The sequence below is a fragment of the Leuconostoc garlicum genome (assembly GCF_001998805.1).
In the GTDB taxonomy this organism is placed as follows: Bacteria; Bacillota; Bacilli; order Lactobacillales; family Lactobacillaceae; genus Leuconostoc; species Leuconostoc lactis.
In genome coordinates, this window is sequence record NZ_CP016329.1 from 1532366 (window position 1) to 1545997 (window position 13632).

At 39.9% G+C, this 13632-nt stretch carries 18 protein-coding genes and 1 tRNA gene; 2 read left to right on the top strand and 17 right to left on the bottom strand.

The window, feature by feature from the left end:
* Window positions 1–10 precede the first annotated feature (10 nt).
* The 13 genes from A9176_RS07755 to A9176_RS07810 all read right to left on the bottom strand — a co-directional run bounded on the left by A9176_RS07755 (window position 11) and on the right by A9176_RS07810 (window position 8981).
* On the bottom strand, window positions 11–571 hold the full coding sequence (locus tag A9176_RS07755) for an HK97 family phage prohead protease (protein ID WP_077283046.1): 561 nt from the start codon (window positions 569–571) through the stop codon (window positions 11–13).
* On the bottom strand, window positions 568–1641 hold the full coding sequence (locus A9176_RS07760; RefSeq protein ID WP_077283048.1) for a phage portal protein: 1074 nt from the start codon (window positions 1639–1641) through the stop codon (window positions 568–570). Before A9176_RS07760 ends, A9176_RS07755 begins: the two co-directional genes overlap by 4 nt.
* Window positions 1638–1802 carry a hypothetical protein gene (locus A9176_RS08820; protein ID WP_198150933.1) on the bottom strand — a complete coding sequence of 55 codons (165 nt, stop codon included), beginning with the start codon at window positions 1800–1802 and terminating at the stop codon, window positions 1638–1640. The genes A9176_RS07760 and A9176_RS08820 overlap by 4 nt, the downstream gene beginning before the upstream one ends.
* Window positions 1803–1814: 12 nt before the next feature.
* Window positions 1815–3650, bottom strand: coding sequence for a terminase large subunit (locus tag A9176_RS07765; protein ID WP_077283050.1), 1836 nt, complete (start codon window positions 3648–3650; stop codon window positions 1815–1817).
* Window positions 3647–4123: a phage terminase small subunit P27 family gene (locus A9176_RS07770; protein WP_077283052.1), complete on the bottom strand. Its 477-nt coding sequence runs from the start codon at window positions 4121–4123 to the stop codon at window positions 3647–3649. The genes A9176_RS07765 and A9176_RS07770 overlap by 4 nt, the downstream gene beginning before the upstream one ends.
* A gap of 337 nt (window positions 4124–4460) precedes the next feature.
* On the bottom strand, window positions 4461–4874 hold the full coding sequence (locus tag A9176_RS07775; RefSeq protein WP_347512233.1) for an HNH endonuclease: 414 nt from the start codon (window positions 4872–4874) through the stop codon (window positions 4461–4463).
* A 162-nt stretch (window positions 4875–5036) separates the two neighbouring features.
* Window positions 5037–5444, bottom strand: coding sequence for a DUF722 domain-containing protein (locus tag A9176_RS07780; RefSeq protein ID WP_077283056.1), 408 nt, complete (start codon window positions 5442–5444; stop codon window positions 5037–5039).
* The gene (locus tag A9176_RS07785) at window positions 5434–5802 is read right to left on the bottom strand and encodes a hypothetical protein (protein WP_077283058.1); all 369 of its coding nucleotides are present in this window, start codon (window positions 5800–5802) and stop codon (window positions 5434–5436) included. The genes A9176_RS07780 and A9176_RS07785 overlap by 11 nt, the downstream gene beginning before the upstream one ends.
* Entirely contained in the window at window positions 5799–5996 is a 198-nt protein-coding gene (locus tag A9176_RS07790) for a hypothetical protein (protein ID WP_077283060.1), read from the bottom strand. The genes A9176_RS07785 and A9176_RS07790 overlap by 4 nt, the downstream gene beginning before the upstream one ends.
* A 12-nt stretch (window positions 5997–6008) precedes the next feature.
* Complete coding sequence (locus A9176_RS07795) at window positions 6009–6293, bottom strand: hypothetical protein (protein ID WP_077283062.1); 285 nt, start codon at window positions 6291–6293, stop codon at window positions 6009–6011.
* Window positions 6294–6576: 283 nt separating this feature from the next.
* On the bottom strand, window positions 6577–7818 hold the full coding sequence (locus tag A9176_RS07800; RefSeq protein ID WP_077283064.1) for a virulence-associated E family protein: 1242 nt from the start codon (window positions 7816–7818) through the stop codon (window positions 6577–6579).
* On the bottom strand, window positions 7818–8699 hold the full coding sequence (locus tag A9176_RS07805; protein ID WP_077283066.1) for a bifunctional DNA primase/polymerase: 882 nt from the start codon (window positions 8697–8699) through the stop codon (window positions 7818–7820). Before A9176_RS07805 ends, A9176_RS07800 begins: the two co-directional genes overlap by 1 nt.
* Before the next feature lie 84 nt (window positions 8700–8783).
* On the bottom strand, window positions 8784–8981 hold the full coding sequence (locus tag A9176_RS07810) for a hypothetical protein (RefSeq protein WP_077283068.1): 198 nt from the start codon (window positions 8979–8981) through the stop codon (window positions 8784–8786).
* A gap of 122 nt (window positions 8982–9103) precedes the next feature.
* On the opposite strand from A9176_RS07810, the gene A9176_RS07815 reads away from it, so the two are divergent.
* On the top strand, window positions 9104–9667 hold the full coding sequence (locus A9176_RS07815; RefSeq protein ID WP_077283070.1) for a helix-turn-helix domain-containing protein: 564 nt from the start codon (window positions 9104–9106) through the stop codon (window positions 9665–9667).
* A 5-nt stretch (window positions 9668–9672) separates the two neighbouring features.
* A complete protein-coding gene (locus A9176_RS07820) occupies window positions 9673–9954 on the top strand; it encodes a hypothetical protein (protein ID WP_077283072.1) in 282 nt (93 codons plus the stop codon).
* Between the two features lie 320 nt (window positions 9955–10274).
* Here the strand turns inward: A9176_RS07820 and A9176_RS07825 are convergent.
* The 4 genes from A9176_RS07825 to A9176_RS07840 form a co-directional block, all read right to left on the bottom strand.
* Window positions 10275–10363, bottom strand: a tRNA-Ser gene (locus tag A9176_RS07825).
* 37 nt (window positions 10364–10400) lie between these two features.
* The gene (gene typA, locus A9176_RS07830) at window positions 10401–12239 is read right to left on the bottom strand and encodes a translational GTPase TypA (protein WP_010002267.1); all 1839 of its coding nucleotides are present in this window, start codon (window positions 12237–12239) and stop codon (window positions 10401–10403) included.
* Window positions 12240–12304: 65 nt separating this feature from the next.
* Entirely contained in the window at window positions 12305–13090 is a 786-nt protein-coding gene (locus A9176_RS07835; protein ID WP_055307685.1) for an inositol monophosphatase family protein, read from the bottom strand.
* Window positions 13087–13359, bottom strand: a complete 273-nt coding sequence (locus tag A9176_RS07840) for a UPF0223 family protein (RefSeq protein ID WP_029510371.1) — start codon at window positions 13357–13359, stop codon at window positions 13087–13089. The genes A9176_RS07835 and A9176_RS07840 overlap by 4 nt, the downstream gene beginning before the upstream one ends.
* Window positions 13360–13632 lie beyond the last annotated feature (273 nt).

Consider the following 13632-nt stretch of genomic DNA (forward strand, 5'->3'; position numbering starts at 1 on the left):
CTTATATCTCCTATTCGTATAATTTCAGCACTGCCAACATCTTTTGCTTATAGGCATCATTTTTAAGCGTTCTGGTTATTGCTACGGTTGTTTCTTGATAAGCGGGCATTGTGACTACTGATACCTCATATAACGCTCCCACGCTTTGTATGGTGCGTTTTGGTGTGCCGTCTGTCTCTTTACTCCATACATCAGAATCAACTGTGAAACCAAAGCTCATGCCTTGCAAGTTGCCTGCTCGGATGTTGGTATACACATCGTTTCCCAAAGTAGTATTTGGAATATCTAAGCTAAAATGTAAGCCTTTTTTATCAACTTCAAGTTGTAATGTATTAGCTGACGTTCTGCCCAATACGTTTGCGAAATTATGATCGTATAAAGCAACCACGTCACTCATATCAACATTATTAAAAGCATCAGGGTTCACATATTCAATAAACCCGCCCAAGTTTTCACTCGGTTCATTAAAAACAACGGCATAACCAGCAATCTTCCCAACAAATTGGGAATCAGTTAAATCTCTGACTTCTAGCCCTTTAATGCCTCTTGTAAGTCGCTCTCTATCATTCATAGTTGAACAATCCCCTTACTTTTCAAAATATCGAGCGCTTGAGAGCCGTTGAGAATGCCCTTATCAACAAAATTAAGTAAATCTTGCTTAAAAATACTGTTTGAGTAATCTAAAATACTGCTCATATCAAGTGAAATATCATCACTAAATTTAGCCTGCACTTCGCTTACAATTGGTTCAATGTAACGATTTAATCCATTGACGTACATATTTTTGATCATATCAATGTTGCTTTGCTGATCGCCTTGCCCATTGAGATAAGAATCTGGTACACCAAACGCTTTTGAAATTTGTGTCCGCTGATAGGTTGCATTAGTTAGGAACTTAGCCACGTCTGCATTAATTGAGAGACTTTGAAAATCAGCACTTTGATCTAACACTAATGTTCGACCAGCATTGCTACCAGTATTCGCCTTTTCAAATTCACGTCTAACGCTCTCTTTAGCTTCTGGGCTAACAACTGCATCAGGGATCTTGATAACTGACGTTGGATTAATCGCTTGTGCTAGTGTCGCAAGTGATAATCTGTTCGCTTGTTCTTGTTGTTGAATTTCATTAGCCAAACTTTCCAAAGGACTGTGTCCGATGAGTTCTGTACCATTCACACCATGAGCCATAATCTTGAAATGTAAAACGGCATCAGCTTGAAATGTGCCACCTGTGTAATCGCCATGCGGTGTAATCTGATAAGTCAAGACATCGTTTGTTAAGTCAAGCGATACATTCTGGTTAGGGATATAACGTAACTCGTTTTCGCCAATAGTTGCGAAAGCATTACCAGACATCAGCAATTCTAATACGATCGTCTGCCAAAAGTTGTAACGGTTGGTTAGATGACTAGGCTTATTTAGCACCGCAAGCGCTTGAGCATTGCTACCAATAAACTTTGCACCCGCCACATCTGCACTGATTAGGCTGGTAACGCTGTATAGATCACTGTTTTTGAGTGCCATATCAGCACTAATTAATTCATTAGGGACAATAATTGTCCCGCTATTTGCAAAAATAAAAGGCATGTAACTACCTGTCGTAATCACTTGCCTTGTTTCAAACGGATTTTTTAAACTCATGGATTAGCCCCCTTTGGTGCTAGGATATAAGCTAAAGTAAATAGCCCAATACCAATTACTAGGAATCCCAATGGTTTAAATAGCATAAATGCACTGACTGCGATTGAGATGATACCCAACACAATCAGGATAAATGGTAAATACTGGATCATATTTTTCATTGGCGCTCCTTTCTAAAATGTGAAACCGCTTGTAAAATAGTCATTAATTTCATCTGTACTCATACCAGCAAAGGGGCTTTTGTCTTTTTCGTCTGGTGCATTGCTAAACTGCGTAAAGTACCACATGCCCTCATACAAAGCATTGACTATGGCATCAGCAATATCAATCTTTGCGCTGTTGGTGTTCTTATCAATCTTGATACCATTGTTATCTTGCACAATAACTGCATTAGATAACGCACCAAACATGGCGTTGTCATCAAGCATGGTTATTTGTGACTTGATAAACGCTGTTTGTAAGAACTTTGTGGGTTCATTGAGCGACTTAATACCCTGACGAACTGGAATAATCAGATACTCTTCTTTGACTTCATCAAGTCGCCTGATAAACTTACCAGCGCCCCACTGGTCGTAAAGAATTGCCTTTACATTCAGATCATTGGCTTCAATAAATGACAACATGTAATTGAACACCTCATCTTCATCAATCAGCCCAAATCTGTCACGAGTAATTGTCGCAAAGCCCTTGCTTTCAACGTCTCGATAGTTGATGCCGTCACGCTGTTCTTTAGCTTCAATCGTTCCCAACTTAGCCAATGGAATAAATGAGTGTTGATACAAGTGAAATTTTTGGTTGCCTGTCTCGTCTGTATAAGGGAATACAAAGGCTATGGCGGTGTCATCATTAGTCTGGCTGTAATCAAACCCAATATAGACATCTCTGCCTTGCATATTGAACTCTGGAATAATCGCCTGTGTGAGCAGGTCAACTGGCAGGAATGCATTCTCTTTAGCGTTCTGCCACCTGTTCATGTTCTTGGTTAGAAAGTCAGGTAATCGTCCCTGTGAGTTTAATTCATCACGTTCAGCGGTCATCTTTGGAATTGCTGACTTGCGTTTGCTTTCTAACTCAAATAGTGGGTTAGACTTCTGCCAAACACTTGGATCTCCAAAGGCTTCATCATCGCTATCCTGTTCCCATGCTAGAAACAGAATATTATCAATCTCATGCCACGTCTTTTGCTCCAGATAAGAGCTGTAACGCTTATAATCTGCAAACATTGGACTACGGACATCTGTACCACTGGTACTAATAAATATCGTTTGTGAGTACGGTAGAAACGTTTGACCCGATGTAATTGAATTGATAAAAGCACGGTCTTTAAACAGATGATACTCATCAACAACTGCATAACTAAAATGACCAATACCGTCACTTGTCGTGCTTGATGATGCGCTTAGTTTACGCATAGTCGTTGACTGGCTTTTAATACGCATCTCACGTTGGTTGTATTCAATACCCCATTGCTTCGCCATTTTAGAAAATGTACCGTCTGCAAGGTTCGCCCATTGGCTAGACATGTATTTAAACAATGCATCAGCGTGCGCTGTATCTGCACTCGCTACGGCTAACTGTCTGTTTGTGTTTGGTTGCCCAAATAAGAAATTAAATAGGCTTATCAGCGCCATAATGGCTGTTTTACCATTCGCACGAGCCATTGATATGATAGCTCTATCAAAGCGTTTACCGCCTGTATCAGGCTCTTTCCAGCCCTCTAACATACCTACTATAAACGCTTCATAGGGACTGATTTTAAACGGCTCACGTGTTTCAAGGTCAACCAGTAGTGTACTGAACTTGATAATCTTGTCCGTTCGTTCTACATCATAAGCATAACGAAAATCTGGATCACTCTTAACACGTTGCAAATCAGATAAGTGGCGCTCAACCGCTAATTTGATTTTATCGCCCGCAATGATCTTCCCTGTTAAAACACCAATCGCATATTTAATAGTGGGTTCATCTGCCCCATATTCAGTTATGACATCTTGATATTTCTCAATCATTTACTACCGCCAAACATATCAGCAATAGCATCAGCACTCAAAGAATTATCATCGCTACTTGCCATATCAATTAACGTAGCACGAGAGCTTGGGCTTAGTCCTAAGTCTCCACCCAGTGACTTAACCTTACCTGTGGCATCGTTTAAAACCGCTGTGGCTGGGTTCTTGATCACTTTACCGTCATTCATATAAACAGCTCCAACGGACTTAATAGACTCATAGGCTTCACGCATAACACTGTAATTGATACAAAAGGCTTCAAGTGTTGACTTATCCGCCACTGTGATATAACCCAATTGATTAAGCGCTGGCACGATAGTAGTCCATAAACGACTTGCCACACCAGTTAGATGTTTAGGCGCTGTCTTTGGTAGTTGATTCAATTCTGAATTTGCTTCTTTCAAGGCTTCAGTACGTTCTCTTTGGTAACTTTCATCACTTGTTGAAGTTGTTATTTTAGCTTTTCTAGGCATTATCTACCTCCTTTAATTTTTTTATATGTACGCAAAGGCAACCTTGGATATTGCCCCAGCAGTTGACTGAAAACGAAAAAATAACTCGTTATTTTAACGAGAAAGCCAACTCTGTGAATTGCTTCCCTTTAACAACGAAAGGGCGGGGTAATTTTGATGTCGCTCAAAATTTAAAACGGAATAAGGAAAAACTGAAACGGTACAAACATCAACGATAGAACAACACCCACCCACCATGCGACTGGAACATTCAAGCTATCGATGATAAAAGACTCACTTCACTTTCACGTACCCACCCTCCAACCATGTACGCAATAAAAAAAAGAACTGACCGCAATCAATTCTTCAAAACTTTCTTCCACCATTCACGGCTTAAATGCTTTAATTTGTCATCTGTCATCTTATTTTCAATGGCTGTCTTATGGCTGTGATGCGAGCGACTAAGCAACCATAGATTATCCATATCTAACTGCTCGGCTTTCGACTTGAGCAATCTACGCGGGACAACGTGGTCTGCAATTAAGTCGCCCTGATCGTACACCTTACCGTCAACTGCATCAGTATACATGTCTCTTTGCTTAATGTATAGACTAATGTGTTCCCATTGCTTCGACTGGTAGAACTCGTGTCCTAACTCTGGTCTGACATTATCGTTGTACTGCTTAAAGTATTCAGCCTTATCACGCTGACCTCTTAATGTTCGAGAGTTAAGCTCATCTGCTTTGGCTCGTCTATCATGATATGATGCCATACGTTTACTGTAATGCTCATCGCAATAATCAAATCCCAACTTAATCAACTCACGACAACCAACTTCGGCACATCTATGTAATCTCATTGAGTACCTCCGCTTATTTTTCCATACTACAATTATGCCACGGTTTACTGATATAAAACGGCAGACTAATGGCAATTACACTGCTATATCCAATTCAGCAAAGGCTTTGGCTACACTGTCCTTGAATGCCTTTTGATAGGTGCGACACGTTCGTTCAGATAAGTTGATTCGCATGGATATGATCGCCCAAGATAATCGTGAACGCCTATCATAGTGCATCTGAACAATCTGGCGTGTTTCAGCACTGAACGTCAACTCTAAGCGCTTAATCGCATCATATTGACTTGTCAACTCGTGTAAGATACTATCCGCCTCATATCTAGCTAGTAAATCATCTAATGGGCGTGTGTGCTTGTTTAATGACTTGATACCAGCGTTGTCATCGTTCGGTCGCCACTGTAATTCAGATCTGCGTAATAGAATCTTAGTGTCAATCACACCAGAATAATAATCTGTTAAAAGTGCATCTGTCTTATCCGCCATAGTTATCAAATTCCCTCCCACCGTCATATTCTTCCATTTCAACTTCGAGGCGTGCATCAATCTGTTTAGACTTGCTTTGTAATGCGTAGTGTTCTTTCATGATGTCGTCCACCTCTTGCTGTGTTGGCTTTTTAAACGTTAAGTCGCCACTAGCAACTTTATCTAAATCATAACCAATAGAACGTAAACACAAATTAGCTCGTTGCACTTGTATCTTTTCTTGGTCTGCCAATGCTCGTAACTGTTTAGCATAAAAGCTGTTAAATCGACCCGCTTCACGGAAAACGTAGATCAGATGTCTTTGCCAAAAAATGTATGCTACCAACACCAACATAATGACCAATACAACCCAATTCATTTTGATACCTCCTTGAGCTTATCTACTAAATCCCCCAATAATAATACTGTGGTCCCCATCGACTCGGTCTGATCGTCTAAATGTTCATGATGACCGTAAAAACTAGCATTACAGTCTCTCACATCTTCAATATCTGACAATAAATGACCGATTGTCAGATATAAATAATCAAATAGCAAATCTTTATCTTCCATGTTTTTATCTCCTTAAATCTCTTTCCCAATAATATCCATAATCTTGCGCTTAATATCTTTCATCTCTTTTGCTGGTACTGGATTAACAGAGTAGTCGCCCTCTGCTATCTTTTTCATATCAGTGCCAAGTAGTTTAACCATGAGCCTCTGCACCTGTACCATGTCGAACAACTTTTGATACTCAATTGCCATTTCACGCTGTTGTTGTGAAAACTTCTGGGTACTTACCTCTAATTGCCCAATGTAGCTATTCTGTTTTTCAATAATTTCTACTAATTTGTTTTGATCCATTTTCATTATTTTTTTCTCCTCGCGTACACCTGACGCCACCATTCAATTCTTAGTGTACGTACCTTGTTGCTACTGCCACATGACTTTCATATGTTCACGTACAGTATGTACACCTTTTTCTTATCCAACAATATATATAGTATTTGTAAGTGTTAGAATTATTCTTTTTAAATTAATATTTAATTTCATATACGTACTGTACGTGAACGTGAATAAGTGCCGATATATCAACGTTTGTTTACGTACACTACTACAACTTTTTCAGTACGTGAACTGTACGTGTTGTACGTTACTTTCTCCACCAAACTCGTCCATTGCCCTTTCGTCCTTTGCGCCAATCAGGTTTATTATTCATAATGTTATTAATCTTTCTAGAAATGCTCTGATTTTTAACTAAGTCAACTCCGCCAAGCGCTTTATCAGCAATATCAGAGCTAGCTACCCATTCCAAATCAGTATTATCAAGAAAAATATTTATTTGGTTTTCAATCTCATCAACATATACAAAGTTTTCGCGGTACTTTTCTAACGCTTCACTTTCTTCTATTGTTGGGTATTGAATGCCGATCGTCTTGTACTTATGCACCATTTCGCCCCAAAATTGCAAGACCAATTCATCTGTTAAATCTGTATATGGGTGTTTCACTTGCTTTTCACGACTTGATAAGATTGGTAGAAAACGCCTGTTCCCTGTCTTATCTTTCAAGTAATCGACTTGATTAGACGTTCGGGCAACTACGAAATGTCTCGCATGACGAACACTATTTCGACCGAAAGGCGCTCGATATTCTAGAATTTCAGTTGATAAGAATTTTTTTAAAACATCAAACCCACTGGCATTAGTTGCTTGCATCTCATCATCGTGTACAATCAAAGCACGTTGCATTTTGATGTATTCATCTTTATTTTTGAAGTCTTGAATCGTATCTACGTAAAATTCGCGACCTAATTTCTTTAATAGCGTTGTTTTACCAGTACCTTGATCGCCCACAATATCGAGAGAAAAATCAAACTTCGTCATAGGGTTATAAGCCTTTGCAACCGCCCCAATAAAAAATATATTTGTAATCAAAGTAGTAATGTCTGTTTTTGGTGCGCCAAGAAATTCAACTAAAAAGGTGCTTGCTCTTTCGATACCGTCCCAATGTTCCTCGGCATAATCAAAATAATTAGTTGTTGGGTTATAACAGTTATCCTCGAGTTGTGAAACCATAGTCACTGATGAATACATCAGTTGTTCAGTCACAGCAAAGTGATATGTTCGTTCGATATAAGCGATTAAAAACAGGGCATCGACATCGTGCATTGCACCTTTTTGGATAACACCGCCTGACACACGTAAATCTTTAGACATTTCTTTTTCTTCAGCAAAGGCGTTAAATTTAAAAAGGTTTTTGAATAATGGATCATTTTGCAAAATGAGCGTGACGTTTGTCATAACCTTTTCTTTAATATCGCCATTCTTGTTTCTGATAAATTCTGAATACCAATCAGGCTCAATTCGCTCAATTTTTTTATAAATTTCTGACATTAACGTCCTCCCATAGATGCACGTTTAACTTCCCGATTGTACGCTGATCGAAAAATAGCATCTACTTCTTTATCAGGTAAAGGAACGGCTGAATAAGAATTGATTTTTTGCACTAATTCGTACACACCATTTGGATCAATGTTCCGAATGCCAAGTAACCAACCACTAAAGCTCATAATCTGGTTATTTCGCTCGCCCTCGGTAAATCCATTTATAATCATCTGAATCCGCTGATCTATTGAATATTTAGGAACACGCTTCGAAGCTGTATGCCCACTTGTGGGTACGTTAGAAGCTAGGTCAACCAACCAATCAGGCATCACGCTACACTCGCTTATATTGCCACCAAAGTGCTTATATTCGGCTTCTGTGCCGTCTACTAGCTTAACGGACGGAGCGACTGTCACTTTGCCAGTGAGTAATTCAACGCCAGCCATTAAATCATGTTTTAATTCATCAGCCTTGACACCGTCTGGTATTTGAAAGAATACGTGAGCGCCTCTTGGCGTCATTTCCCACACTTGGTCATCAAGGTTTAATGTATGCCCTGACTGTATGAGGCTCTGAAAGCCGTTTGTAGAGTGTTTATCAACATCTAGCACAGCAATACCTGTATCAGCCAAACTGATGCCTATGTTGCTGTTAGCGCCATATTGGTTGAACATATCTATCAGCTTATAAACGTCATTTGTGGCATCTAAATGTCCTTGTGAGCCTTTATACGGGGCGTTCGTCCCCTGTGCTAACAAATACACTTTGAAACCTTGCTCTATCAACTCATGACTTTTTATGATATAATTTGAGTTGATAAATTTATTTTTAGTCTCTTGAACTCGGTCGCCAAACTTCGTTTCAAGGGCTTTTTTTGTATCCTCATTCATGTAGCGATTCCCCCATTACCAAGCCGATTAAGAATGCTCCACCGACTACCACGATGATGCCAATAAGTTGTTCAATCCATGAAATCATTTCTTCTCCTCCTGTAACCAGTTATTTAATTTATCAAACGTTGATTGATGAACAATAGTTTGCTCGCCACTCAATATTTTTGACATTGTAACGTGGTTGACGCCACTTAAATTAGCCAACGCTTTAATACTCAATCTGTTTAAAGCTTTTGCAATAACAATTTTGTCGACAAATTTTTTCTCTAATGCTTTCATTTCCGCTCCTTTTGACCGGTTGGTCATTTAACAATATCTAAAGTATAACTGACCAGTTGGTCATTTGTCAATAGTTTTTTTACCAAGTGGTCATTTATAGTTGTTTTTGTTATAATTAAAGCATGAATAGACTAAAAGAATTAAGAACTAAAAAAGGTTTGACTTTGTCAAAAGCTGTCACTGAACTGAATGATCTCGGTTTAAAATTAACACCTACTTCATTAGCAAGGTATGAAAAATGGCCAAACAAGGGAGGTAGAAATCCATCTTTCGAGACATGGGTGACATTGGCTGATTATTATGACGTTCCGTTAAACGAATTGATGAATATGGGCGATATTAGTAAAAAAGTATCAAATATTGTCGACACATTCAGGAAAAGCAATGATAGGATGTTGAGCACTCAACTCGATCGTATAAGCAAAACAAAATTTCGTGATTTTGAATCATTAAACATTGCATACGCTGTTCAAATGGTTTTGGATATGTACGATAGATATGATGATGATTCAGATGAATTAACAAACATAACTGTGATACTACATGCGCTAAATAATATGATTCACAATACAATTGATGACGATAACGACTACAAAGATACTATCGAAACGTTTACAAAGTTAGTTAAAAGTTTAGAAGCCCAAAATAAAAAAGCCTCTGACGATAAGCCAGAGACGGAGGGATAAAAAATATGGAAGATTTAAATAAACGTAACAAGATGTCTCAATTCAGAGTACTGTTAGTTGTTGTCGCGATCATTTTAGCTGTTGTCACATTTATTTACCCAGATCATAGTGTAGTAAATACTTATGCAAGGGCTATTTTATCACTATTAATATCAGTGGTAGTCGGCTCTTATGCTTTTGACCGCTTCCGTGATAAAAAGTGGCTAGCTGGTTCCGCTTATGCATTTGTTAGTGTTTTAAATCTATTAGTATTCATTCCAATAGTGTTCCCAAGCATTCATTTTTAAATAAAAAAAAGCCTCTGACGATTAAATCAGGGGCTTTTGTTGTGCAATTAACAACCGTGTTTATCGACACTTCTGTCGACAAATAATTTTCTCCACTACTGGAGAATTATGTACTTATGGATATTTATAAATCTAATATGTATTTATTGCATAAAAAAACAGCATCGCTGCTGTTACATGCCCACTCGCTTGTTTGATTTTTGTACCTAAAAAGTACCTGAATACTTGAAACCCCATAGCACGCTATGAAATTTTAATCATATAAAACGCTGTCATATCAAGGATTATAGCACCCTATGAAAGCTATTGAAATATATCTAAGGAGATAGCGGGATTTGAACCCGCACACCGCGAAACGCGGCTCGACGGATTTCGAGTCCGTTGCAGTACCAGATTGTGCCATATCTCCATGAGCAAGAACCACAAGTGGTTCTTAATCAATTTAATTACTTTGATGCCTTACGACGCTTAGCAGCCTTTTCACGTTCAGCCGTGTTCAAGATTGCCTTACGGATACGAACGTTTTCAGGTGTTACTTCAACGTATTCATCATCGTTCAAGAATTCCAAGCTAGCTTCCAAGTTCATGACACGTGGTGTCTTGATTGAGGCTGTTTGGTCCTTGTTTGATGAACGCACGTTTGATTGTGGCTTCAACTTTGTCACGTTGACAGAAATATCGTTGTCACGTGAGTTCATACCAACAATCATACCTTCATAAACGTCAACACCGGCACCAACGAACATTTGGCCACGGTCTTCAACACCCATGATGGCATAGTTAGAAGTAGTACCTTGGTTAATTGAAACCAAAGCGCCGTTACGACGACCTGGTTCCCAGTTACGAACAACTGGACGGTATTCAGCATATGTGTGGTTGAAGATACCGTAACCACGTGTTGCTGACATGAATTCAGTTGAGTAACCAATCAAACCACGTGAAGGTGCCATATAAGTCAAACGTGTTTGACCGTTACCAACAGATTCCATGTTGATCATTTCACCCTTACGTTGGTTCAATGAATCGATAACTGTTGAGGCATATTCATCAGGTGTATCAATTTGAACTGATTCGTATGGTTCTGATTGCACGCCGTCAATGTCACGATAGATAACTTGTGGACGTGAAGCTTGCAATTCGAAGCCTTCACGACGCATTGTTTCAATCAAGATTGACAAATGCAATTCACCACGTCCTGAAACTAACCATGCACCAGCTTGGTCAGTGTCTTCAACACGCAAAGAAACATCAGTGTGCAATTCGCGACGCAAACGGTCTTCGATTTGACGTGCTGTCACGAACTTACCTTCACGACCAGCAAAGGGGCTGTCGTTTTGACGGAAAGTCATTTGCAAAGTTGGTTCGTCAATACGCAAGATTGGCAAAGCCTCTGGGTGGGCAGGATCAGCAACAGTTTCACCAACTGAGATGTCTTCCATACCTGAAACCGCGATCAAATCACCGGCCTTAGCTTCTTCGATTTCAACTTGGTCAAGACCAATGAAACCAGCAAGCTTTGTGACACGGAATGATTGTGTTGTACCGTCAAGCTTCAACACGTCAACGTTATCACCCATCTTGATCGTACCGCGCTTAACACGACCGATACCAATACGACCAACGAAGTCGTTATAATCCAACATTGCCACTTGGAATTGCAAAGGTTCGTCAGAGTTATCAACAGGTGCTGGAATTGTTTCAAACACCTTGTCAAAGATTGGCTTCATTGTGTGTTCTTGGTCAGCAACATCTGGTGACAATGATGATGTCCCGTTCATTGCTGAAGCAAAGATTACTGGGAAGTCCAAATCTTCTTCGTCGGCACCAAGTTCAATGAACAAATCCAACACTTCATCAACAACTTCTTCTGGACGTGCGCCTGGACGATCAACTTTGTTGACAACAACGATTGGTGTCAAGTTTTGTTCGAAGGCCTTCTTCAACACGAAACGTGTTTGTGGCATTGTGCCTTCAAAGGCATCAACAACCAACAAAACACCGTCAACCATACCCATGATACGTTCAACTTCACCACCGAAGTCCGCGTGTCCTGGTGTATCCAAGATGTTGATCTGCTTGTCCCCAACCTTAACGGCTGTGTTCTTTGACAAGATTGTGATTCCACGTTCCTTTTCGATGTCGTTTGTATCCATTGCACGATCACCCAATTCCTTGCGTGAGTCCAATGTATCTGATTGCTTCAAAAGTTCGTTAACCAACGTCGTCTTTCCGTGATCGACGTGGGCGATGATAGCGATGTTACGAATATCTTCGCGATTTGCCAATTTCCTAGTGCTCCTTTAATTTAAATGCTACTCTTCTCATAGTAAAAGCTAGGGACTGGTGTGCCCTAGCTTTGATGCAACGCTAAAATATCACGATGCGCACGATTTGTAGCCACTAATACTATGTTAGATGATAACATATCTAGGGGCTTACCGTCAATATCTGAAACTGACAATCCGAGCGTTTGTGCCAAAACTTGGCCAGCCGCAAAGTCCCACGGCATCATTTTAGAGGAATAACCGACCGCCTGGCCTAAAATAACGCGAATAAATGATGGACCCGCAGCCCCAATAATCCGAAAACCTAAAGCGGCTTTGGCAATGTCATCATAGCCAAACATCCCATACAATAAGCGCGCACCACTTAACAAGACTAACCCTTCAGACAAAGGTTCATTTTTAGGGGCGCTAACGCGTAATTGGTTGGCATAGACGCCTATTTCTGGTCCGCCGTGATAAACAACATTATTCATCACATCAAGAATCCACCCCAAAACGGGCTGATTATCGATATAAAGGCCAATCATAATCGCAAAGTCCGATTTTTCTTTGATGAAATTCATCGTGCCATCAATGGGATCTACAAACCACACATGCCCTTGCATATCCAGTTGCTGATCGCCAAAGCCTTCTTCACTGACAATATGGGCTTCCGGATCAAAGGCGCGAATTTTAGTATTTAAAAACGTTTCGTTTGCGCGGTCAACATTGGTCACCAAATCCCGCGGATTATTTTTGGTGCCGACGTTTAATTCCTGCGTCATTGCCGCTAAGGTTTGTTGGCGTACATCATCAAGCCACAACAGGACGGTTTGGTCAATTTCTTGAATTTCAAATTGGCTCAGTGTCATCCGCGTACCCGATCTTTGGTCGTGTTTTGCGCCAGTTTCATCGTTTGATAAATGCTGTGACCTGTTTGGCGTTCAAAATCACGATCGAACCGCTTTTGTTCACTTTTTGCCGGCATCACATCACGAAATGCGTCATAACGTGCCAGTAACGTGGCTTTAGCGACACCAGTTTCATAAACAGCTAACACACTGTCAATAAAATGAGATACCGCCACAATATCTTCAACTGTCCAACTACCATCGATTGGTAACGTATAATTTTCACTCATTACTCTATTTTCTACAATCTTTCAAATTTTTCATCACTTATCTCTATTTTACCGCTTCAGCCACTATTTTAGCGATCCTTAGCTAAAATTATTGTAACATACATCCCCTTGCAACCGATTTACCGGCCAACCAATTAGTGGCTGCTAATGATAGCGTCGCGATCGTGTATCGGCGTGTGAAAACCTATGAAATCAATGCGCTTCTTTGTATAATGATTTGGAGGTATTAAACAACACGCTGACAAGTTTTAACACTTTGTCAAATCAATCATG

Bases quoted from the DNA above. Each gene is read 5' to 3' on its own strand.
- A9176_RS07815 (WP_077283070.1), top strand. From the start codon at position 9,104: ATGAATAGACTAAAAGAATTAAGAACTAAAAAAGGTTTGACTTTGTCA.
- A9176_RS07770 (WP_077283052.1), bottom strand. From the start codon at position 4,123: ATGCCTAGAAAAGCTAAAATAACAACTTCAACAAGTGATGAAAGTTAC.
- A9176_RS07800 (WP_077283064.1), bottom strand. From the start codon at position 7,818: ATGTCAGAAATTTATAAAAAAATTGAGCGAATTGAGCCTGATTGGTAT.
- A9176_RS07785 (WP_077283058.1), bottom strand. From the start codon at position 5,802: ATGAATTGGGTTGTATTGGTCATTATGTTGGTGTTGGTAGCATACATT.
- A9176_RS07765 (WP_077283050.1), bottom strand. From the start codon at position 3,650: ATGATTGAGAAATATCAAGATGTCATAACTGAATATGGGGCAGATGAA.
- A9176_RS07840 (WP_029510371.1), bottom strand. From the start codon at position 13,359: ATGAGTGAAAATTATACGTTACCAATCGATGGTAGTTGGACAGTTGAA.
- A9176_RS07790 (WP_077283060.1), bottom strand. From the start codon at position 5,996: ATGGAAGATAAAGATTTGCTATTTGATTATTTATATCTGACAATCGGT.
- A9176_RS07755 (WP_077283046.1), bottom strand. From the start codon at position 571: ATGAATGATAGAGAGCGACTTACAAGAGGCATTAAAGGGCTAGAAGTC.
- A9176_RS07760 (WP_077283048.1), bottom strand. From the start codon at position 1,641: ATGAGTTTAAAAAATCCGTTTGAAACAAGGCAAGTGATTACGACAGGT.
- A9176_RS07835 (WP_055307685.1), bottom strand. From the start codon at position 13,090: ATGACACTGAGCCAATTTGAAATTCAAGAAATTGACCAAACCGTCCTG.
- A9176_RS07795 (WP_077283062.1), bottom strand. From the start codon at position 6,293: ATGAAAATGGATCAAAACAAATTAGTAGAAATTATTGAAAAACAGAAT.
- A9176_RS07805 (WP_077283066.1), bottom strand. From the start codon at position 8,699: ATGAATGAGGATACAAAAAAAGCCCTTGAAACGAAGTTTGGCGACCGA.
- A9176_RS07775 (WP_347512233.1), bottom strand. From the start codon at position 4,874: ATGGCATCATATCATGATAGACGAGCCAAAGCAGATGAGCTTAACTCT.
- A9176_RS07810 (WP_077283068.1), bottom strand. From the start codon at position 8,981: ATGAAAGCATTAGAGAAAAAATTTGTCGACAAAATTGTTATTGCAAAA.
- A9176_RS07820 (WP_077283072.1), top strand. From the start codon at position 9,673: ATGGAAGATTTAAATAAACGTAACAAGATGTCTCAATTCAGAGTACTG.
- A9176_RS07780 (WP_077283056.1), bottom strand. From the start codon at position 5,444: ATGGCGGATAAGACAGATGCACTTTTAACAGATTATTATTCTGGTGTG.
- A9176_RS08820 (WP_198150933.1), bottom strand. From the start codon at position 1,802: ATGAAAAATATGATCCAGTATTTACCATTTATCCTGATTGTGTTGGGT.